Annotated in this window: 18 protein-coding genes and 1 pseudogene; 3 read left to right on the forward strand and 16 right to left on the reverse strand. The window is 41.8% G+C overall.

From position 1 onward, the window contains the following. Positions 1 to 128: 128 nt before the first annotated feature. A complete protein-coding gene (locus AC2TF5_RS23365) occupies positions 129 to 3,281 on the reverse strand; it encodes an Eco57I restriction-modification methylase domain-containing protein (RefSeq protein ID WP_491299505.1) in 3,153 nt (1,050 codons plus the stop codon). Positions 3,282 to 3,319: 38 nt separating this feature from the next. Then, positions 3,320 to 4,138: a DNA adenine methylase gene (locus AC2TF5_RS23370; protein WP_491299506.1), complete on the reverse strand. Its 819-nt coding sequence runs from the start codon at positions 4,136 to 4,138 to the stop codon at positions 3,320 to 3,322. A gap of 172 nt (positions 4,139 to 4,310) precedes the next feature. Between AC2TF5_RS23370 and AC2TF5_RS23375 the strand changes: the two are divergent. Together AC2TF5_RS23375 and AC2TF5_RS23380 are read left to right on the forward strand one after the other, a co-directional pair. Then, positions 4,311 to 4,548 (forward strand): annotated as a pseudogene (locus AC2TF5_RS23375) (NUDIX hydrolase); the annotation flags it as partial. Between the two features lie 277 nt (positions 4,549 to 4,825). Then, positions 4,826 to 5,068 (forward strand): DUF3427 domain-containing protein, encoded by a 243-nt coding sequence (locus tag AC2TF5_RS23380; protein WP_491299507.1) that lies wholly within the window; start codon positions 4,826 to 4,828, stop codon positions 5,066 to 5,068. A gap of 235 nt (positions 5,069 to 5,303) precedes the next feature. Here AC2TF5_RS23380 and AC2TF5_RS23385 read toward each other — a convergent pair whose 3' ends face one another. Both AC2TF5_RS23385 and AC2TF5_RS23390 read right to left on the reverse strand, forming a co-directional pair. Further along, on the reverse strand, positions 5,304 to 6,041 hold the full coding sequence (locus AC2TF5_RS23385; RefSeq protein WP_491299508.1) for a restriction endonuclease: 738 nt from the start codon (positions 6,039 to 6,041) through the stop codon (positions 5,304 to 5,306). A gap of 436 nt (positions 6,042 to 6,477) precedes the next feature. Further along, a complete protein-coding gene (locus tag AC2TF5_RS23390; protein WP_491299509.1) occupies positions 6,478 to 7,185 on the reverse strand; it encodes a DNA alkylation repair protein in 708 nt (235 codons plus the stop codon). Positions 7,186 to 7,971: 786 nt separating this feature from the next. On the opposite strand from AC2TF5_RS23390, the gene AC2TF5_RS23395 reads away from it, so the two are divergent. Continuing rightward, a complete protein-coding gene (locus AC2TF5_RS23395; RefSeq protein ID WP_491299510.1) occupies positions 7,972 to 9,174 on the forward strand; it encodes an MFS transporter in 1,203 nt (400 codons plus the stop codon). Positions 9,175 to 9,323: 149 nt separating this feature from the next. Here AC2TF5_RS23395 and AC2TF5_RS23400 read toward each other — a convergent pair whose 3' ends face one another. From AC2TF5_RS23400 to AC2TF5_RS23455, 12 genes are all read right to left on the reverse strand, one after another. After that, positions 9,324 to 10,958 carry a formate--tetrahydrofolate ligase gene (locus tag AC2TF5_RS23400; protein WP_491299511.1) on the reverse strand — a complete coding sequence of 545 codons (1,635 nt, stop codon included), beginning with the start codon at positions 10,956 to 10,958 and terminating at the stop codon, positions 9,324 to 9,326. Between the two features lie 494 nt (positions 10,959 to 11,452). Next, positions 11,453 to 12,031, reverse strand: a complete 579-nt coding sequence (locus AC2TF5_RS23405) for a DUF4256 domain-containing protein (protein ID WP_491302975.1) — start codon at positions 12,029 to 12,031, stop codon at positions 11,453 to 11,455. 320 nt (positions 12,032 to 12,351) lie between these two features. After that, positions 12,352 to 13,329, reverse strand: a complete 978-nt coding sequence (locus tag AC2TF5_RS23410; RefSeq protein ID WP_491299512.1) for a permease prefix domain 1-containing protein — start codon at positions 13,327 to 13,329, stop codon at positions 12,352 to 12,354. Between the two features lie 6 nt (positions 13,330 to 13,335). After that, positions 13,336 to 13,662, reverse strand: a complete 327-nt coding sequence (locus tag AC2TF5_RS23415) for a PadR family transcriptional regulator (RefSeq protein ID WP_491299513.1) — start codon at positions 13,660 to 13,662, stop codon at positions 13,336 to 13,338. A 601-nt stretch (positions 13,663 to 14,263) separates the two neighbouring features. Continuing rightward, on the reverse strand, positions 14,264 to 15,016 hold the full coding sequence (locus AC2TF5_RS23420) for a Fic family protein (RefSeq protein WP_491299514.1): 753 nt from the start codon (positions 15,014 to 15,016) through the stop codon (positions 14,264 to 14,266). 175 nt (positions 15,017 to 15,191) lie between these two features. Continuing rightward, positions 15,192 to 16,562, reverse strand: coding sequence for a hypothetical protein (locus AC2TF5_RS23425; protein ID WP_491299515.1), 1,371 nt, complete (start codon positions 16,560 to 16,562; stop codon positions 15,192 to 15,194). 156 nt (positions 16,563 to 16,718) lie between these two features. After that, positions 16,719 to 17,186 (reverse strand): NUDIX hydrolase, encoded by a 468-nt coding sequence (locus AC2TF5_RS23430; protein WP_491299516.1) that lies wholly within the window; start codon positions 17,184 to 17,186, stop codon positions 16,719 to 16,721. A gap of 438 nt (positions 17,187 to 17,624) precedes the next feature. Further along, positions 17,625 to 18,953, reverse strand: a complete 1,329-nt coding sequence (locus AC2TF5_RS23435) for a DUF4261 domain-containing protein (RefSeq protein ID WP_491299517.1) — start codon at positions 18,951 to 18,953, stop codon at positions 17,625 to 17,627. A gap of 619 nt (positions 18,954 to 19,572) precedes the next feature. After that, positions 19,573 to 20,151 carry a DUF4256 domain-containing protein gene (locus tag AC2TF5_RS23440; protein ID WP_491299518.1) on the reverse strand — a complete coding sequence of 193 codons (579 nt, stop codon included), beginning with the start codon at positions 20,149 to 20,151 and terminating at the stop codon, positions 19,573 to 19,575. Between the two features lie 46 nt (positions 20,152 to 20,197). Continuing rightward, entirely contained in the window at positions 20,198 to 20,914 is a 717-nt protein-coding gene (locus AC2TF5_RS23445; protein ID WP_491299519.1) for a hypothetical protein, read from the reverse strand. Beyond that, positions 20,911 to 21,783, reverse strand: coding sequence for an ABC transporter ATP-binding protein (locus AC2TF5_RS23450; RefSeq protein ID WP_491299520.1), 873 nt, complete (start codon positions 21,781 to 21,783; stop codon positions 20,911 to 20,913). Before AC2TF5_RS23450 ends, AC2TF5_RS23445 begins: the two co-directional genes overlap by 4 nt. After that, complete coding sequence (locus tag AC2TF5_RS23455; protein ID WP_491299521.1) at positions 21,780 to 22,145, reverse strand: GntR family transcriptional regulator; 366 nt, start codon at positions 22,143 to 22,145, stop codon at positions 21,780 to 21,782. The genes AC2TF5_RS23450 and AC2TF5_RS23455 overlap by 4 nt, the downstream gene beginning before the upstream one ends. Positions 22,146 to 22,509: the final 364 nt, after the last annotated feature.

Raw genomic sequence — 22,509 nt, forward strand, 5'->3', positions numbered from 1 at the left:
TTGAGAGGTACAACAACTAACAGGACACTGAGGGCTTTTCCCGACACAACTTTTCGAGGGGACTATTTTTTATTCAAGTAGCTTAACGCAGATGAAGCAAACAAATGTCTTGACAGCATCAATTCTAACTAATTACCTAATAGTATGTGATCCGCAAGATCCCTTATTCTACTTAGCAACTCTTCATTATTATTTTGGTGCGCTTCTTCTACAAATCTGGATAACGCATGATGATTTTGATTGCTCTGATCAAATTCCTTTAGGTTCATATGCTTGAAGATATTCCCTACATTTATTGATACGACATGAGATTCCACATATTCTCTTACGATGTTTGAATTTAGCAGACCGCAAAGATAGTATGCTTCATTAGCATTCCAACATGCAACATAAAACACTTTATGATCAGGTACGAATGGTCTATTACCTATCAATGGGACATTTTTTTCTGTAATTACTGCTGCTTTAAATCTTCTAGATTGCTCTGCCCAAATAACTTTGTATGGAGAAAAAGCATAACTCCCAACATTATAAATAGTATAATATGGTTTTCCCTTTAGATAGCGTCTCCAGGTAGATCTTGAACGCAATAATTCTTCATAATAACTGAAATAGCTTTTTGTCCTAGTGGCTATACTATCTAATACTAATTCTGCTTCATTGCAAGCTTCTCTATTAACTCCAAGGTTTGGGACAATGGCATATAAGTCTTCCTCAATAGCTAACATGTTTTCATTAAAATCACCAGCACCTTTAATTAATGGATAAAGCATATGAGGCTCTATCCAAAATTTCTGAGTAGGTCCAATATCCTTTTTCCCAGCCTCTGGTCGAGTTTCAATTTGGACAAGTCCTGATGTTTCATTTTGATTAATGATTCGGACAAAATATATCCCATTCAAATCAGTTGTAATTCCTTTTCTGCCATTAACCCAAGTGCTAACACCTGCTATTTTAGCAAAAGATTGAAAACGTCCTGGAGGTAAAATACTCCATGGAGAACGTAGCCCGCCAACTGGAACTGCTTCTAAATGTACTGATTGGATTCTAGTCTTTACTTCTTCTAAAGTTATATCGGAGGGAATAAGTTTTGGTTTGCCGGTCTTCGCATCCCATATCTCATAAGGTATTGGATATACGGGATCAAGATTTCGTTTCTTTCTAAAATGTGCAACAGCCGTTTTGTTGACTGCTTGGAATGGTTTTAATGCTTTAAAATCATCTACCGAAATTGGTATCAGACGATCAACTTCATTAATTGCAAAACTCCTAAATCCTTCAGAAGAGGGAGTTTGAAAATGAGACTGAGTTATAACGAATACAAGCTGCCCTCCATTGTCTAACCATTTATCAGCTACAGTATAAGTAATCATCCCTGAAACATCTAGCTCATTTCCACCATGATGAGGTGTGCTTGAAAATATTTCATATTGCCTACACGTAGGTTTTATTCTATTCCGATATAATTCAGGAAGGTTCGACCAACGAACCCAAGGTGGATTTCCCACTACTATTTGAAAAGAACCCGCTGTAATGGACCAGAAAAAATTCCGTACAATTCTAAACCATATTCCATTCCAGTTTCTTGTGTGAAGTTCTAAGACCTGGTTATATGTATCACATAAAGGCGTATCCCAACGTGCAGCTTCTTCTTTATTTATAAGTCCAGCTGACACCAATCTTTCTTTCACCTGTATATAGCTAGATTCCCTATTAACCATCTCACTCATTATCATAAACATTCGATCCAATCTTTTTCGATCAAATGCCAAGTCTGCAGGTATTCTGATCTCTAAGTTCGCTATTTCACTACCTATTGTGTATGTAACAACTTCATCGTTTTGATTTGGTTGGCGAGCAGGAGAATATATAGCATCTGCAAGTAGTATAGGTAATTCAATTATTTTCCCTGGAGAAGATTGCAGTAAATCAGCAATAGCTATCAAATAATTAACTCTCGATGTTTGTACTGCCAGCGGATTAAGATCAAATCCCCATACATTCCCAGTCAATATCTCAATTAGTTCTTCATCATTAATACCCTCTTCAACTGCATATGATCTAATACGTCTGATCACACCAAGCAGGAATGATCCTGATCCACAAGTGGGATCCAAAATACGGTCTCTTAACCATTGGGGCGACTCAAGCTTATTTAGCGTGAATTCCACAAGCCAATCAGGAGTGTAAAACTCACCTAATGATTTCCTTAAAGTATCAGGAACAAGATTTTGATAAAAGCCCTTTAAAACATCATGAGTTCTCATCTCAGTAAGTGTATCAGACCTATAAAAGGATATTTTTATCAAAATCTCTCTAATTAATGCTAGTATGGTTGTTTTATACTCAGTATGGTCACAAGAATCTATGTACCAACTAAAAATAGCTTCTTCAATGAACCCTTTAATACCAGCAGAATCAAAAAGGAGCCCCTTTTCAATTTGTTCATCTAAATCATGTACTAACCTGTCATCAGAGTAAGTAGCTAATGTCTGGGCAAACACACCCCTACTTGTTAAGCCGTGAGCAGAAACTACTTCAGCCGCTAACAGCTTAATAATAAGAGAGTTGTAGGTATGAATAATAAAAAGACTACCCGGTATCACCAAATCTTGTGGAAATACTGGGGGAAATTGAAATTGAATTACTTCCCCAATTCGTAATCGTTGTCCGTCTGTTAAGTCAGCAACCTGGCCGAATAGCGTTCGCCATTCTTCAAAAATCATTTTTATTTTATTATTTTCCCTTTGACAAATGCTGAAACTTAAAACATCAGCTAATGTTTGCATTAGTTGGTTACCTATATTTGATGACATTCCAAAGTCATCTACTAAATTAGAAACAGTTATTGCACGTCTAAAAGAGTCGACTAAAGCAGTTCCAACCATCGTTACAGAAGCTAAAGAGAAGGAAAGAAGATCACCATAAGTAATGTTATTATTTCTAATTCTTGCAAAACAAATATGATCACCATCAGTAGCTATTCCAATATAATCTTCTGGCGAAATCCCTTCATTTAAAGCTTTACGCAAAATATACGGTTTTAAACGTTCATCCATTGCTTGTATAAAGGCTGAACTGCTTTGTCTCCCTTGAAAAAGGCCTGGTGATTTGAATTCAATTATCACATTATTATAACTAGAGTCTTGTCTTTGACGCTCGGCTTGCATTTCAATATTTAAAGCTTGAGAAAACTCTCTAATCCATCCTATACGAAGCTCCTCTTCATTTTGCCAATTAACTCTTGCTTGACGCAGCCTATCAAATATTACCTGATACACTCTAAGCAACCCCTATTTTTATTGGACTCAACTACCCATTATTTTTGTAACAGTGACAGTTGTAGTTGTTCCTCAATTGGATAGTTTGAAATAAATAGCTCTTTCCCTATTTCTCTAGTTTTTTTATTGGAACTGCTATAGAACCATGAAGCTGGATATAGGTATGCCCAATCTTCATACAAATCTCTTACTTCATCGCAATCATCATAAGTGATAAAAAAATGATGGTTAGTTTCTTGCAAGCAAGCTGATAGGCGCTCATGATCTTGATTACTCATTCCAACCCTATATAGGAGATTACCTTTATGGTAATACGGAGGATCTAAGTACATAAGAACAGAGTTCCCTTGTTCTTGAATAACTTCTTCAAAGTCTAATGATGTTATGCGAATATTTTGCAACATAAGGTGACAGTTTCGAACTTGTTGGCACAACGCTTTTGGATTCCATCGACAATCAATTTTATATTTACTTTCTTGGTGTATTCCACCGATTGGGTTTCCTTTCAAGATACCACTGAAGTTAGTTCGATTCAAAAAAAAAGTTCGAAAACCTTTTTCAAGAGACGTATGATACTCACGTTGCTTAATTTCACGCCATAATTCAACTGTTGGACTAGTATCCATTATTAATTGACAAAGTTCCTCTGGCTGATCACGCATAACAATATATAATTCAGCAACTTCACTATCGAAATCATTTAACCAGTTTTGTGAAGCAGGAGGCTTTCCGAAGAAAGTTGATCCTCCCCCTACAAAAACATCTCTATATTCTACATGTTCTTTTTTCCAGAAGGGAACAAATCTATCTAGTACCTTTTTCTTAGCCCCTGGATATCGTAAAGGAGATTTTGCCATATTCCCACCTAGGTTTATATTTATTTGATATATTTTATTTAGTTAGAAGTTTTCTATTTAAGATAACTTATCTTGTAGATCCTACATATTAAAATGTAGTAATTTAACTATACAAACTTCTTATATAAATAGTATCACATCGCTGCAAGTTTAGGAACTTATGTTCTTTTCCCTCGAGAAAGAAATGGATTGCATTATTGAGATTGGAGAAGCGATAGAAACCACCGTATATGAATATGACTTTGGCTTTGTCCATCTGACTACTTTCTATTGTCATCTGATGCGGAAAGCCTACATTGACTGAACATGTGGCGATATCCTGGCTATCACCAGATGAGTTAATGTCTCTGGATTGGGCACCTGCTGATATACCCGCTGTGACAAAATTTCAAGAGAAGCTGATCAAATAAAATGGAAAATCCCATTCAACAATTAAACAACTCCTTAAGCTGGGCGTTCATTAATCATGAGCAGGAATCTTTGGACAAGAGTACAAGCCTAAGCTTTTGTTTAACAACACAGAGACCAGTAATTGTGTGATCACCCCTTTATTGGAAGAAGTCGATCACTGTCGATCGTTTATTTTCTCCGTTGCATTTATAACAGAGAGTGGACTAGACATGCTCAAGTCTCATCTGGCAGATTTAAAGAGGCGCGGAATAACAATCTTCGTAACCTATCACAAACATGAAGAGGTCGAAGCAAGTACTAATTATCAAGAGGAGTTTGTTAATTCAAGTTCTGAAGTGGTCAACAAGAAGTAGTCGGACGCTTGAATCCGAAGAAGTTAGAAGCATTATTGAGGCTGACAGCTGGATGATTGACCTTCAGGTATTTGTAAAAAGGACGATGCAGAGGGAACGGAGTTTTATTATCTTGGGAAGCACATCCGGATCAAGAAAGTGCCGTCCAGGCTTCTATGTTCGATAAAAATGGGGACTCCATTTCGGTTGTACATATGAATCTGATACTGGAGCGTTCGGTGGAGAGCAAACTTTATGGGTATTTGACTGAGTCTTAATTGCCGCTCTATTTAAGCTGCGATCATTATTCTTATAACCCAAAAGATCCACCTCGTATTTTGCGAGGTGGATCTTTTAATTATCTCTGCTAATTCAATAGTTACAAAATTGCTTGCCGGATTCTGATTACAGGATACGCGATACTAATAACCCGCTTTCTTCGTTTTCGTGCCAGTAGTGGAAGCTGTCTTGTTCTTCATCACAGTTCTCGGCTTTTTGGTTGGTTGCCACCTTCCCCATGCTCTCAGTTTCTGCTCAACTAGAGCGCCGTGCCAGTAATCTATCTTAAACTGCTCTGCTTCTTTTTTTGCTGGCGCCGTTAAATCGGACGTTGTTACGAGCAGTGATAGTATACAATTATGATTTCTTTTAGCCCCCACTAATTCTCTGACTGTCATAACGGGTACAAGATTATGGTCAGCATAGCACTTGGCTTGCACCGCTGTCCTTTCACCACGGCGATTCGTAATCACGAGATCGACTCCACCATCATTACCACCTACACCAACTTCCTTCACCATATAGCCTTGATCTCGAAAATATAGAGCTAACAAACGTTCAAACTCTGCCCCAGATAGATTATCCAATCTGCTCGTAAGAATAATATCATCTGAACGACATATATTCGATGCTCGTCTTCCCTGAGCCTGAATAGATTTTTTGGTTGTGGAACGAGATTTATGCTTTTTATCATTACGCCTTTTTCTAGTCCAAGCTGCTCCGAGAATTTCTCCCACTAAAACGGAACCAATAATGATACCGAAGAAGAAACCCCAATGAAGCCCTGGCATATTAAAATAAATTGCTAATCCAATTAATATGAACAAGCCTCTCAATATGTACGCAAGCTGTCGCCCTTCAGCATAATAAGTTTTTGCCATTTTCTTAGTTGCACTCCTTTTGTGATTTTGCGATGCTTATTACCTAGTGCTTCGGTCCCACTCATCACATTCCCTCCTTTTGAAATATAAAACCTATAATATTAAACCTGAATAATTGGAAATCGCAGATAACCTTGGCCTTCATAATACCTAATTGATTTCTTTGAGAATAATCCTCAGCATGGTAAGAAACGGATCACCGCTTCAATCAAAATAGAACTAAAGATATACCCGCACTCAACAATTTATTATTATGTACCATTTGATTGATTTGAGAATAATTAAAAGTATATTCTTCACTTACTTGGTTTAAATAAGTAAGTTGTTTTTGTGTGCCCTGTTATATCGCATCCATCAAATTTATTAAAATAGTATCACTCGCGTCCCCATCTCTCCTAGCCACTGCCCAAATCGTTTCTTGCGATAAAACAATACTTCAACACCTTACATATTTGCGTTTAAAACCAATTTGCCCCTTATCTACTGCCTTTTGAATATTTTCGGAAGCGTTCAGGAAACTGCTTTTTTTCTTGTCTTTTTTGATTTCTACTTGGCCTACTGCCTTTGCTGTCTCGACCGCCTTATCATGCAGCGGCACATAGGATACCGCCACTGTGTAAATAAAATTATTCATAGCGGATTTAGTTCGTTCGGGAGAATCATGAATCGTCTTTTCCACAAGTTCAAGCATATTGGCTAGTTTACTTTCGGAAAATTCACCATCCGGGCGATTACCCAAAAGCCAGCAGTAACAACTCCAGCCCGCTGACATTCTCAGCTCCTCCCCGCTTGCTATCCATTTATCGGCAACTTCTTGTGCAATATCTGTTTCTGCCAAGGTTACCGCAACTACATAGTCAGACAGCATATAAAAATACGCCATATCCATCCAACGCTCAAAATCGTCTTCAGTCATTGCTTTTGGGTCTGCAATGATGCCGGCAAAGTACATTGCGTCGTAGTTCCCTGTGGCATAAAGCTGCTCAGCCAAAGGCTGATTTTTTTTAATTTTCTTGGCTATGGGCTTCATAGCACCTGTAGCCACGCCAAATAGCGGTTCGTGCGCGCCATTGGATTCGTAAATTTTCTTGGTTCTTTCCTTGCTGAGAGCTTCAAGCTCCTGCATAACCATTTCTAAATTCATAGTTTATCACTTCCTTCGGAGGTACAATGTTCAATAATTTAACTCAGCTCAGACTCCATAGTTCCCACATCCGTTAGTATCGATACGGACTATTAAGACTATAACAAATTTTTAAAATATTTTTGTAATTGTACTAGTTTGAACAGTATATTTGACGGCATTGTTTTTTAGCGCTTGATAATTGGTTTTTACTCCTGATACTAAATTTTCCATTATAGTGCGTGTTCAAAAAGGTCGCTTTTCAGCACCGAAGCATATGCTTCCGATGTGCGTTTTTTCAAAACGCTTGAGTTGGATGAAGCTAGGTACTGAGGAGCGGAGGTGCACGTTTTCGTAGAAAACGTCTTCGGAAGCATCAGCTGTTTTGGGTACGTGAGCACCTAAGATGTTTCCGGAGGAAACATACATCGTAAGCATTTGCTTAGGACCGGCTGAATTCAAGATTCGATGCCGAGCCCACTTCTTGATTCACTTCGTGATCAAAAGTGGACTTTTTGAACAACCTCTTACAGATAATCCAAAGTGTTGCGAGCAGCTTGTTCTAAAACCAGAATAAACAGTGGACACAACGTTTAGAGACACGGATAATATCACTTAACGAAAGAAAGAGCTGTCCTTGATGGGGGACCAACGGCAGCGTTACAATGAAGAATTCAAAAAACAGACGGTGAAATACATTCAGGACAGACCAAGTCTGTAGCAGATGTTTGTGTCGAGCTCAATATTCCAACTGTATTTGGGAGAGGTATTTCACAGCTATGAATTTACAGAGAGAGGTATTGCTTCATGAAGAAACCATTGAAAGAACAAAAAACAGTCTTACTCATTCTACTAAGTAATATATTCATTGTTTTTCTAGGGGTCGGACTTATCATCCCTGTTATGCCATCCTTTATGAATATTATGCATCTATCAGGCCAAACGATGGGTTATCTTATGGCAGCCTTTGCGTTTGCACAATTACTCATGTCTCCCCTTGCAGGACGATGGATTGACACTTATGGCAGAAAGAAAATGATCGTAATCGGCTTATTACTCTTCAGTATATCAGAGCTGATCTTTGGATTAGGCACACACGTATCCGTTCTCTATTTATCTAGAATTCTAGGTGGCATTAGTGGTGCATTTATTATGCCAGGCGTAACTGCTTTTGTTGCAGATATTACCTCAGTAGAGGAAAGGCCCAAAGCGATGGGTTATATTTCTGCTGCTATTAGTATCGGTTTCATTATTGGCCCAGGTATCGGAGGTTTTATTGCTGAGCTGGGTGTGCGTGCCCCATTCTACTTTGCTGCTGGCTTCGCATTAATAACATGTATTTCATCCCTATTTATTTTAAAAGAGCCGCTAACCAAACAGCAGCTCTTGGAAATCAATCAGCTCAAAAAAGATACCAGCTTTGTAACTGATCTTAAACGATCCCTTCATCCACAATACATTATTGCTTTTATTATTGTGTTTGTACTGGCCTTTGGTTTATCAGCATATGAAACCGTATTTAGTCTGTTTTCAGATCATAAATTTGGTTTCACACCAAACGACATTGCAACCGTTATTACAATAAGTGCAATCTTCGGGGTTGTGGTTCAGGTCTTTCTGTTTGGTAAAATGGTAGATAAACTTGGTGAAAAGAAACTCATCCAGATATGCTTAATTGCTGGCGTATTTTTTGCGGTAGTATCCACCATGATCTCCGGCTATTTAGCCATTTTGCTAGTAACTTGCTTCATCTTTCTCGCATTTGACTTGCTGCGACCAGCATTAACGACCTATTTATCAAAAACGGCTGAACAAGAACAAGGATTTGTCGCTGGAATGAACTCAACATATACAAGCTTGGGCAATATCGTCGGGCCCGCATTAAGCGGAATGTTATTTGATGTAAACATCAACTATCCGTATCTCTTTGCTGCTGTCATTATGTTGATTGGTCTTGTAATTACGATGATCTGGAAAGAAAAACAATTAGCTAGTAGCTTGGCAAAATAATATGAGAAACATGCCGTAAAACAAATGAGAAACCCGATGTCTTTGAAAAAGACATCGGGTTTCTCTACCTCTACTATCTGAAAACCACTTCCTATGAAGTGATTTGAGTTTATTTCCCCATACTTCCCTTTGATAATAATTTCGCCATATCAGCTCAGGCCTTCGATATGTCCCGCCTCATCCAGCCTTATGCGCCACGCCGCCGGTTCCGCGGGCAGCCCTGGCATCGTGACCACCTGCCCCGTCAGCACGACGGCGAATCCCGCGCCGGCCGACCAGCGGATATCCTGCACCTCAATCGTAAACTGCTCTGGCGCCCCGAGCACGGCGGGACGGTCTGTGAACGAATACGGCGTCTTCGCCATGCAGACAGGAAGGTCACGCACGCCTAGCCGCTCCAGTTCCTGTATCGCCCGCTTCGCAGCCGGGCGATATTTAACCCCGGCTCCGCGATAAATACGCGTAACGACCGTCTCAATCTTCTCCGCAAGCGGCATATTATCTGGATAGAGCAGTTGGAACGTATCCTCCGTCGATCCGTCGGCCATCGCGGCTACTTCCTGCGCCAACTCGCGGCAGCCTTCACCGCCACGCTCCCAAGCGTCCGATAGAATCGCCTTCACGCCAAGCTCTGCGCAGAGATCGGCAACCTGCGCCAGCTCTGCCTCCGTATCCGCCGCAAAGCGATTAATAGCGACTATTACCGGTACGCCGAAACCTCGCATGTTCTCCACGTGGCGCCGCAAGTTGCCGAATCCAGATCGTATCGCCTCGGTATTCTCCGTCAAGAGTTCCTGCTTCGGCACACCACCGTTGTATTTCAGCGCACGCACGGTCGCGACGATGACCGCAGCCGACGGATGCAGTCCTCCCAGGCGGCACTTGATGTTTATGAATTTTTCCGCGCCTAGATCGGCGCCGAATCCCGCTTCTGTCACGACGTAATCGGCCAGCTTGAGAGCATGACGGGTCGCCCGTATGCTGCTGCACCCGTGAGCGATGTTGGCGAACGGTCCGCCGTGAACGAACACCGGGTCGCCTTCGAGCGTCTGCACCAAATTCGGATGGATAGCATCCTTCAGCAGAGCGCACATCGCGTCAACCGCCTGGAACTCGCCCGCTGTCACCGGCCGCTTGTCCATGTCATACGCCACGACGATCCGGCTCAACCTCGCCCGCAAATCGGCCATATCTTCAGCTAAACACAACACCGCCATCACTTCCGAAGCGGTCGTAATAAGGAAGCCGTCTTCACGCACGGTGCCGTTGTTGTCGCCGATGCCGATTACGATCTGGCGCAGCGGCCGATCATTCATATCGAGCGCCCTTTTCCATACAATGCGCGCTGGGTCAAGACGCAACGCGTTGCCTTGGTGAATATGGTTGTCAATGAGTGCCGCGAGCAGATTGTGCGCTGATGTAATCGCATGAATATCGCCCGTAAAGTGCAGATTAATATCCTCAGCCGGCACAATCTGGGCTTTGCCACTGCCTGTGGCGCCACCCTTCATACCCATGCACGGTCCGAGCGATGGCTCACGCAGAGCCGCCGCCGCCTTCCGTCCAATCCGATTCAATCCTTGCGTGAGCCCGATCGTTGTCAACGTCTTGCCTTCACCTGCCGGCGTCGGATTCATGGCGGTAACGAGGATAAGCTTTCCGTTCAGCCGCTGCGAGACGGATGCCCATACATCCTCGGTTAGCTTCGCTTTCCATTTTCCGTAAAGCTCAAGCTGATCCGGCGCAAGGCCCAGTCGTGCTGCAACTTCTGTGATTGGTTTCATATATGCCTCCTTGCCTATTCCGCTTAATAGGCCTTATAAAAAAATAGTTATAAAAGATTGCATATTTCATCAATGAATCTGGATATAGCCCCCTATAGAATATTATAAGAAAATTCACCCCCAAAAAGTTAACTATCTTGAGGCGAATTTTAGTACAGTCTCATTTTGCAGACTAAATCTTAACTGGCATTTGTTTTGACAAGTGTTTTTACAAATATTCGTAATAGAAACTGATCGCCCAACGTTTTAATACTTCGAACTAACCTTAGAACTCTTGGTCGCTTTACACCTATAGACCTGTTTCCCCACAAACGCAAAAATAGAGTGTCGACGATGATTGCCGGCACTCTATTTTTCTCTAAATCCTTGAAAACCCCAGTAAATCAGCAGTGTTCGATTGCTTAACATGGTTCTATATTTTTTCTGCGAAAATTTAAAAGCTTTCTTAAGCCTATTTGTCTTTGAAGTATGCGGCAACTAGCCTCCACCAGTATTTAGACCCTTAGTGAACCACGGAACCCTCTAGCAGCGTAATAGGATTCTGCTCCATTATGGTACACGAAGACAGTGTCATAGCGACGATCGCAAAAGATAGCCCCGCCGAGTTTTCTAATACTATCAGGTGTTTTCACCCAGCTCGAAGTTTTCGAATCGAAGTTTCCAAGTTTCTGGAGTTCTCGGTATTGTTCTTCCGTTAAAAGCTCAATGCTCATGACAGCCGCCATATTAATAGCGCTATTTTCTGGCTTGTGTTGTTTCCTGGACTCCAGCGCTTCATGATCGTAACAAACACTTCTGCGACCCTTAGGACTTTCCGCTGAACAATCGTAAAAAATGTATTCGTCCGTCTTATTGTCATGATCAACGACATCCGGTTCGCCGCCAGTTCTCTCCATTTCATAAAGCGACCATAATTTTTCTGTCTGAGCTTCAAGTTTTGCTTGTACATTAGCCCATTCAAAACCTTGATGGCGGTCCATGTTTTTCTCGAAGCGTGCTTTTAATAATTTGAGTAGTTCTTCATGTTGTTCTAGTGATAACTCCTTTTTACTGCTGCTGGGACTCGTTGTCATATTAATTTCTCCCTTCAAATATTCTATTTTGTTCCCCTGATCAATATATCCTGCTCGAAATTTTGGACTCTCATACAGAAGACAGTTCCCGCATCCGTTAGTATCGATACATACTATTAAAACTATATCAAAAATTTTAAATATTTGTAATTGTACTATCATCTTACTTCTCATTAAATACAATTACACATGCTCTTATTGCCAGTATTGCTGACATATCTCATATAGTTTGATATAGAAAGCATGCAAAAAAACCTCTCCATATAACATGGAAAGGTTTCGCCACAAAATACTCTCATCCATATTTTAAATCGATACAATCAGGAGACATTTTTGCGCTTCAGGATATGATAGACATTGCTGAACATGCCGAACAGGATGCCGGTAATCGGGAATATGGCCCAGTTTACGTCCCAACGATGATAGACAAAGCCTGTAAACAGGAACATCGCCGTCGCCAATGGCCACATAACAGCCCCCACAGCTCCCATAATCCGTTCCTCTTCCTTCTTCTTTGCAGTGATGTGTGATTCCCTCAGCAACTTCGTATAAGCTCCCTGGATATTCCCATAATAGACGAACAGGAACACTGCCACAGCCGCGATCAGCAGAAAGGCTGCGACTCCATAAGGGGTGAAGTCATCGTTGACATATGCAGCCGCGAAGATAAATGCCGGCGACACCACGCACAGGCAGACACCCGTAATCAGCGAAAAGCGGTAAGTCGGAGCGTAAAGGACCTGGCTACGCTGAAGCTCGGTTTTGAGCGCATAGGACAACTGAAAGCCTTGCTCCAGGCTCTTGAAGCGCTCAAGCTTCATTCCGCTGTGAATAAACATCCCGACTGCCACGGCGATCAGCACGAACATTCCGACCAACCCCAGCATCGTGCCCATTTCCATCGAACCGTTATTAGACATAATAGTATTATTTTCGAACAGTGTATCAAGAACAAGTAGCAGTGCCACTCCGCTTGCGCAGAGAAAAACGCCGAGACCGGTCCATAATCCGGAGCTGCGTCTGACAGCCGTATAGGCGTAAACCTCTTCTTCCGTCAGCACAGGCACAGCATGCTCCGGTCCAGCTGGATGAATGCCAAGCTCGGCAGTCAGCTCCTCAATATTGCCGAATTCCGAAATGACGATACCGATCGCCTCATTCTCCGACTTGCCTTCCCGCTTCAGCTCCAGGTACTTCTCCTCCATCCCGGACAGCAACTCCTGCTTCAGATGCTCCAGTTCCGGGGTCTTAGGCAGACCGGCAAACATATTATCCAGATATACGATGATCGTTTCCATGCTCTATCACCACTCCCTGATAAATTGGTTTACAACTTCCTGCGTTACCTTCCATTCCTCGCATTTCTCCATGTAATAAGCGAGACCCAGCGGAGTAATCCGGTAATATGTGCGTCGCTTGCCAAGGCTCTCATCCCGGTAAAAGGATTCAATGTATCCGTTCTTCTCCAGCCGGGTGAAGGCGGAATACAGCGTTGTTTCTTTCATGACATACTTCTCCTGCGTCAACTGCCTAATATTTTTGGAAATCTCGTACCCGTAGGATTCCTCGTCCAGCAGCATGTAGAGGATCAGCGTATCATTATAGCCACGTATAACATCACTGCTGATCAAAAATGGTCTCCCCCTTCATTACTTCATCTGTCGTAGTAATTGCAGTATACAATATTTACTACGACAGATGAAGTAGTTTACGGCAAATTAGGCAAAAAAATTTTGCACCGGGGTCAAAGTGTCCAATCAGATGTATTCTACATATTTACACACTCGACGTTCACATTCATGTCCAACACGACGTGATCCATACCCGATTTCTGGTCATGTGATTCACCTCTCATATATAGGTGGCTTTACGACAAAAAAAGCCGCTTTGTCAGCGACTTAATTCCCCTTTTTAATCACTTGGAAGCTCCTCATGAAGAAAATCAGATTTGTAAACTACTATCGGTAATCTATCAAATATCTCGACATTGTTGTATATTTCTAAGAAGATTAAATAGGCCATATTCAAAAGTTGTAGTGATCTTAACTGCATTCCATGTATGAATCTCTGTTTACTTCTCAGAAAGATAAGCATGAAAAAAAGACACTTGGCTAACTGCTGAAAGTGTCTTTTTTCATGTCGATTTATCACTGGCTTAGGGCGGCATCACTAAACTTTTTTGCAATACCTAATATTCAAAATAGCATAGTATAGAATTCGACAAATTATATTTTACTCCTTTAACGATTTTGTAGAAATAAGATGAGGAAAGAAATAAGCAACCTCGGCTTCATATCTGTCCTGTGCCGACAGGCAGGTGTCCATCAAGTATCCTTTTTCTGAACGGTACTCCTTAAGTCCTCGATAATAAAATAGCTTATGTTCATGGCCAATGATGAAGGGGAGTAGATCATTTTTCAGACATTCCTTGAACATGATGATCCTGCCGACACGACCGTTGCCGTCTTGGAAAGGATGAATGCTCTCAAATTCATGATGAAAATCTACAATGTCCTCCAGCGATATACTTGGCTTTTGGTGATACGCGGTCAACAGCTTTCCCATAGCACTTGCCACTTTTCCCGGAGCAGTCGTCTTCATATCTCCTACCACATTGGACCTGGCTTTGTAATCACCAACGCGGAACCAGTCTTTTCTTTCATCCGAAGTATTTCTTTTTAAAATTCGATGGAATCCCTTGATCATCTCTTCTGACAAGTTTTCCTTTGCATGAGTCAACATATAATCAAAACATGCGAAATGGTTCACCGTCTCAATAATATCGTCAACACTTGCTGTCTCTTCCGGCTCTACGTTTATTGTATTGGTTTCAAAAATATATCGTGTCTGATCCTCGGATAACCGACTGCCCTCGATACGGTTAGAGTTATAAGCAAGCTTAATTTGGGTCTGATGGTACAGACCACCCTTGAGTCCCATCTTCATTTCTTCCTGTAAAAGGTCTAACAATGTTCTATGTTCCATTTACATTTCTCCCAATAAATTCAGAATGATCCATGTATCTTATAACTAACTCAAAATAGCCTTACCTGCTGTTATCATTATAGCATTCTCTATTGTAAAATATGCAGTTGTACAAGAATCTGTTTGAGATAAACATTGATCCTGTCAAGAACAAAGAGGCCGCAGTTGGCCTCTTTTACTTGAGCTTCGCCAGCTCATCCAGAAAAGCCGGCCGCCTATTATATTGAGCTTTTAATTGAAGGATGATCTCTGCCTGACTTACTTTTCCGACTATCTTTTTATAACGTTTAAGCATGGCGCATACATTCTGGTACTCTTTTCTGTTTGAAGATGAACCGGCAGCATGATAGATATGCTTGCTATAAATCCGTTCAACTTCCTCGCGGTAATCTGCAGACAGCCGGGTGGCATATTCTTCTATCGCGGAAGGATTGGCCCTTACATAAGTCATCATTTCTTCCATATCATTTTTGTCTGATATAAGATTAAGATACACCTTCCGAGCTCTCCAATTCTTAGACTCTTTCAGTTCCGCAATGATGCCGCGGTAGAACTCTTCTTTGTCCCCTTCGAACAGAGACTCCAGATCATGATAATAAGAATAGTCACCACCCAGCAAAAGTTCTTTTGCCAGCAGCCCCTGCTCTTGCCTGAGGGAAAACTTTTTATAGGCTTCATATCTTGCGGCTTTCCACTTGGAAATTAAACCGGGAAATTGTTTGTCCTGCTGTTCTCCTTCTTCAGATAATTCGATAGCGCGGCGGTAGTTTAAGCTCTTCATGCTCTCCTTAATTGCCCACTCCCGGAAATATGTAAAATGGATATGCTCCTGCACAAACTTATCAACTTCCTTTGAGGAGCCATAATCCTGGATGAGTTGGAATAAAATCTTGAGCAGTGCTTCATTTGAATATTCTCGGTACTCATCATTGGCATTGGAAGCGATTTGATTCTCAATCGCCCCCATCAACTGTTCTCTGAGCTTCTCCACATCCGCGAATTCGGCACATATATGGAATAATGCAGTCTGGAAATCCTCCCATCCCTGAAAAACTCCGCTCTTGCTCATACTCAACAGACGTTCAAAAAAGTTCTCCCGGGCAGAGATATCCTGTCGCTCCAGGCTGCTGGCGATTTCCTGAATTCGCTCCAAAGCTTCTTCCACCAGCATGCCAATATCGCCGTCCGAATCATCCGCATACTGAAACGCAGCCACTCCTTCTTCTAGCACCAATAAAGCGATTTCCAGAGCCAACGATTCATCCTGTGCTCCGTTTGTGTTCTCCAGCAAGGCAAGCATATCCATTGCAAAATTATTAGTTTCTCTGTAAGGGATATAGTGTTCTCTACCGACGTATTTTTTTACAATGGAATCAATAAGTTTTTTGCATGACTGAATCTGCTGAGAATAATCACCTTTAGCGTATTTGACCAAAAGTCCGTTTTTAAACGTATCATCCTCTCCAGCGACTTGGACAATGATACGAATCAGTTCTTCTTTGGACAAGCTGTTCAATACTTCTTCTACTTCAGACTGCCTCGCCATTTTTGTTCACACTCCAAAATCAATCATAATTGGATTATCAATTGTCATCATCAAGTTCAGCCTCATCATCCTCCGCCAATTCCAGCGACACACAGCACTCCACGTGTGTTGAGTGTCGCTCACTGGTAAACTTACCTAAATAAAATATGCTATACGCTATTCAAAACTAATAATGCGTTCTATGCCATCTGGAATATTATCGATTTTTTCTTTGATGAAAGTTGGGTAAATATGTAGCTGTTTCATTTCCTCTATCGAAACCCATTTTAGCATAATATTGCAGTTGTCTTTTTGCGATATAAAACAGTCATCAGGTATATCGGTATTGTCTTCTAATGAAATTAGATAATAAAAAACGATTCCATGAGCATCTTTATTGCCCCATTCCCAAAATGTTTCTTCCACCCAAAGAAGCCGGTCACATATGATTTTTGCCCCTGTTTCCTCTTTGTATTCTCTTATAAGTGCTTCTTCTGAAGTTTCACCAATTTTCACATGCCCTCCAGGTAAAGCATATATACCATCATCGCATTGAACAAGAATTTTATTATTCCGCAATAATACACCAACAGTTCTGAAAAGACATATGGAAGTTTCGTCTCTGAAGTGCCAATCTTTTATCATGACTACACGCCACCTAATATAAATTTTTCTTCACCTATAACTTAATTTTTTCTTGACACCAATACCACACTCTCTACATGTGCTGAGTAGACAGTGAAAACAAACATGTACGTGTCCGAGGGAATGTGTTTGCTCTAGCTTATCAGATTTCTTTGTACATGATAAAAACCCTACCATTTGGTGGTAGGGGGATTATGTCTTATGCACTTTTCTCTTGCTCTAGAAAGGCTTCGATTTGTTTCTTATGGTGTTCGTCATGATGTATGAATACATTAACAAACTTCTTATATGTATAGTATACATCTCCGATTTAATTGTCCTTCCGCACTAACAGTGAGCAACACTCCACATGTGACGAGTGATCAGTGAGAACAACTCGTGATATTAAAAAATGCAACGTATGGATTTTCTAATAATTGAGCAATGGGTAACTGCTGGTTACGACTGCTCTGCGCCTTGTCTTCCGGCATAATAAGGTTCCCCCGGATCTATATCGATGACAACCCGGTGCGGTGCGGCCAGCCCGTATTGGTGTTCGCAGCGCCAGCGCATCTCTTCGGTGAAACCAACTGTTTCTCCATCGACAATAACGTCCCCGCGGTCGAATAAATAATAGGCGATATTAAGCAAATTCCCGGCTACTTCATCAGGCTCCAGATCGTAATAATGACACTGAACATCCGGAATGCCAAGCGCGGCGAGTCCCAATGAATCCATCAGACCTTCAGGGCGGCCGCTGCCTGTGCCTTCAACATTATAAAAACGAATGTTCAGCGCACCATATAACAGTTCTCCTTCTTCAATCGCCGCTAGGTAAGCGCTAGGTTCGACGAGCTTGTCGCTTTCCCGGAAATAGATGGCGTCGCAAGGCACCGTTTCCAGCACCGCCCGCAGCGAGCCGGTGAACAGTTGCAACCGCGATTTGGGATCGAGTCCCGATGCCATCATGTCGATCAACAGCAGCGAGTGCTCGCAATCACTCACGACTTGAGCGGCTTCCTGCCAATGCCAGGACTGCTGAATGGCCGTCTCGTAGTCCGTAACCGGGCGGCTTTCTGTATCCATCAGGTTGGTTTGCGCCGGCATTTCGCCTTCCTTATATTCAACCATATAATTCAAATGGAAAAAATGCAGCAAATTCTGATCTTCCTGACTGTTCGCTTCCCACACAGCAAGTCCCGCGGCATCCGGATGATGTTCTCCGCGATCAACCTTACCCGTGTAAAGTTCCATCTTCTCGTAAAGCAGGTTTCGGTCCAGCTTCGGCGGCTGCTTGTATTTTAGCTCCACAGCGTACACCCGGGCAAAACCAAAGTCCTTTTCCTGTTCAAGCATCTCATTCGCCTCAATATCATTCTTCACCGAAGCAATTGCTTTTGGCTGCACTGTCACTGAGTTCTCTTGACGGTCTGTTAGGCCAACCTCGTGACGGCTCCATTTCAATAACAACGAAGTATCCTCATCCTCGGGATCAAGTTTATTCGCTATTTCGAATGCTGTTACTGCGTCCTCATATTGCGATAGGTAGTAGTAGGCGTAACCTACACGGAAATGCCAAAGAGGATCATGTTCGCCTAACGTTTTGATCATCAAAAGCTGCTGCAATGCTTCATTGTAACGTTCCAGATTGTTTAATGCTCTCGCTAAATGGCCGACTAAATCATAGTCTCTGTCCTGTTCGGGAATTTCCGCAATCTTGTCTACTATTTTTTCAAATTCATCATCTTCATGCCATAGGTTTAGCTGTTCCAAAAGATCTTTTTCCATAACACTACCTCCTTAGTTTCCAAAAGCCTCTTAGATATCTTTCTAATTTTATTTCGGAAAACCTCCTTACTTCGCTAATAGTAAACCAACAATGGTCGACATTTAATGCGTTGTTAGGAAAAAACTTGAGTACGATGATTTATTAAATTGCGGGTGGTCTGAAGCTTAAAACAGTTGAGATTAAGTGCATAAGGATTTGCAGGAGGGAATAGATGTTGATTCTATTTGTGTTCCCACACGCACCGTATGCGGAAACATATCCAAATATTATAAGAAAATTCACCCCCAAAAAGTTAACTATCTTGAGGCGAATTTAGTACAGGCTCATTTTGCAGACTAAATCTTAATCGATGCTTATTTTGACAAGTGTTTTTACAAATTACAGTCCCGGACAATAATAATGGAAATCGTATATATATAGACCTGTTTCCCCACAAACGCAAAAATAGAGTGTCGACGATAATTGCCGACACTCTTTTTTTCTCTATATCCTTGAAAACCAAGTAAATCAGCAGTGTTCGATTGCTTAACATGGTTCTATATTTTTTCTGCGAAGATTTAAAAGCTTTCTTAAGCCTATTCGTCTTTGAAGTATGCGGCAACCAGCCTCCACCAGTATTTAGACCCTTAGTGAGCCACGGAACCCTCTACCAGCGTAATAGGATTCTGCTCCATTATGGTACACGAAGACAGTGTCATAACGACGATCGCAAAAGATAGCCCCGCCGAGTTTTCTAATACTATCAGGTGTTTTCACCCAGCTCGAAGTTTTCGAATCGAAGTTTCCAAGTTTCTGGAGTTCCCGGTATTGTTCTTCCGTTAAAAGCTCAATGCCCATGACAGCCGCCATATTAATAGCGCTATTTTCTGGCTTGTGTTGTTTCCTGGACTCCAGCGCTTCATGATCGTAACAAACACTTCTGCGACCTTTAGGACTTTCCGCTGAACAATCGTAAAAAATGTATTCGTCCGTCTTATTGTCATGCTCAACGACATCCGGTTCGCCGCCAGTTCTCTCCATTTCATAAAGCGACCATAATTTTTCTGTCTGAGCTTCAAGTTTTGTTTGTACATTAGCCCATTCAAGACCTTGATGGCGGTCCATGTTTTTCTCGAAGCGTGCTTTTAATAATTTGAGTAGTTCTTCATGTTGTTCTAGTGATAACTCTTTTTTACTGCTGCTGGGACTCGTTGTCATATTAATTTCTCCCTTCTATGAAACCCCTGACTCTTTTTTCCAACGATCACCTCCCTTTCTTCGGCCTAGGTTGCAATGGCGCATGGAGCATCATCGGATACGTTGCGAATAAAGCAGCCAGACTTACCGCCCCAATTAAAGTAACCATCTCCATGGCATTCATCTCGACCCAAAACCAATTGAATATGCTTGAGAGGATTTTTCCGTAATATAGAAATAAACCTATGATCGTCACGGACATGAACATGACTAAACCGCGCGTGAATCCCACCCTGTACAAGATTGTATTTACGAGAAAAGTAAGTCCGAATAAAGCTAAACTGACCATCAAGTCTACCCACAAATAAGGGAAAAATTGATACTCTTTCAGAAATAATCTCGCAGGATGCAGGATTTGCGCTTCAACTATATATTGCTTATACACGGTCACCAGCACATATTGACAAACATTCAGGCACAATATGGTCAATGAGATTAAAGTCAAAGCTACGCAGTAAAACATTTTCATGAATTGTACACGCGTACTTCCCGATGCTATTGCAAGTGCAAAAAGCTGCTTGAAGCCAAAAATTGAGAATCCGGCAATAAAGAAATAGGTTGGCCCTGATATCGCAGCAATCGTAGTGTCGTTGAGACCGAAGGAAATTCCAAGGATAATCCATACTATAGTCAATGGGATGGTTATATACAGTAGTAGTAATTTTCCAAAATACCAATATAAATCCTCAAACACTAGCCGATATACACCCTTCCATGAACTCATGCAATCACCTCCGCATCCTCTGTAATATTCAGCAAGTAATCCTGTAAATCCACTTTTTCAATCGACAATCCAAGGGTATGAGCTCGTTCCTTCCACTGCTTCGCGTATGGAACATCAAGCATGACTCTGATTTTTGATCCGAGTGTAGTTTGCTCTAGCACCCTATGGCCGTTGACGACGCTCATTATCGTGTTTTTTTCTCCGGCTAGCCATATTCCTTGCTCGCGGAGGTCTTCAATCGGTTGATGAAGCAACAGCTTACCATTGTGTAAAACAATCAGAGTATCACATAGTGGTTGGATTTCTTCGATATGATGCGTGGAAATCAGAATGATACGAGGCATTTCTTCGTGGCTTTCTCTTAATGCTTGATACATTTGTTTCCGCATTGCGGCATCCAAACCATTCGTCGGCTCGTCAAGTATCGTCACACTCGCATGGCTTGATAGTCCAATAATAAACTGGAGCGCAGACTTCATCCCTTTTGACAGCTTGGATATTTTCTTGTTTTCATCCAGTTTGAAAGTTTTAACTAGTCTGTCTGCCGTAGATTGATCCCAATTGGCGTTGAAGTACCGCCCGAATCGAAGAGCGTCATGCACGCTCCAAATCATACTGAACGGATGATCCTCTTGCATATAGCATATATTCTGCACAATTGCAGAATTGCCGTACGGTGCTGAACCATTAATTTCAATAGCTCCACGATCAGGCCGCCCATGACCAGCAAGAAGACTCATCAGCGTTGTTTTGCCAGTACCGTTACGCCCCCATAATCCCGCGATCACCGGCTCATTCTCTTCGAATGAGATACCTCGCAGAACTGAAACTTTATCATATGAAAAGGTTACCTCGTTCACACGAATCATCCATTCTCCTCCTCGATCAATTGAACAATTTGTTGCACACTTAAACCAATTTTTTTCGCTTCTTCTAGTAATGGAATAATATATTCTTCACGATATTGCTTCTGCCGTTCCTTTAATAATTGCAACTTTGCTCCATTCTCTACAAACATGCCGATGCCGCGTTGTTTATAAATAATCCCTTTATCCGCCAATTCCTGAAGGCCTTTGCGGACAGTCGCCCGGTTAATGTTATAAAAACGCGACAATTCATTCTCGGATGGTATTTGTTCCCCCTCCTTCAGTTGTCCTTCTACAATCTCATCCATAATCATTTGGGCAATTTGCTGAAAGATCGGCTGAGATCCATCTAATGTCGTCTTCATCGAAAACCGCCTTCCCGATCTAACAATCGAATACTTGTACGGTTGGTTACCTGTGTATACAACTGTACATCCAATGGGGAATTTTGTAAATAGATTTTTATTTATGCGTGTCCATCGCAAGACCCAACCCTTCGTTGCTACTTCACCTAGCTGTTTTACTTTCTGAAGATGCCCAATCAATGAAGCAGGTCGCAGAGATTAGACGCATCCCAGCAATCCTGTAGAAGCAAGAAAGCCGACCTAAAGGTCGACTTTCTTGCTTCTATGTTTCTATTTGTAGTAGAAAAATAGGTAATGGTGTACTCCTAGCTAAACTATGCCCCCTGCTACCCACCTACTAGCCCACCGCCAACAAGTATCAGCA

This window comes from Paenibacillus sp. JNUCC 34 (assembly GCF_058269055.1).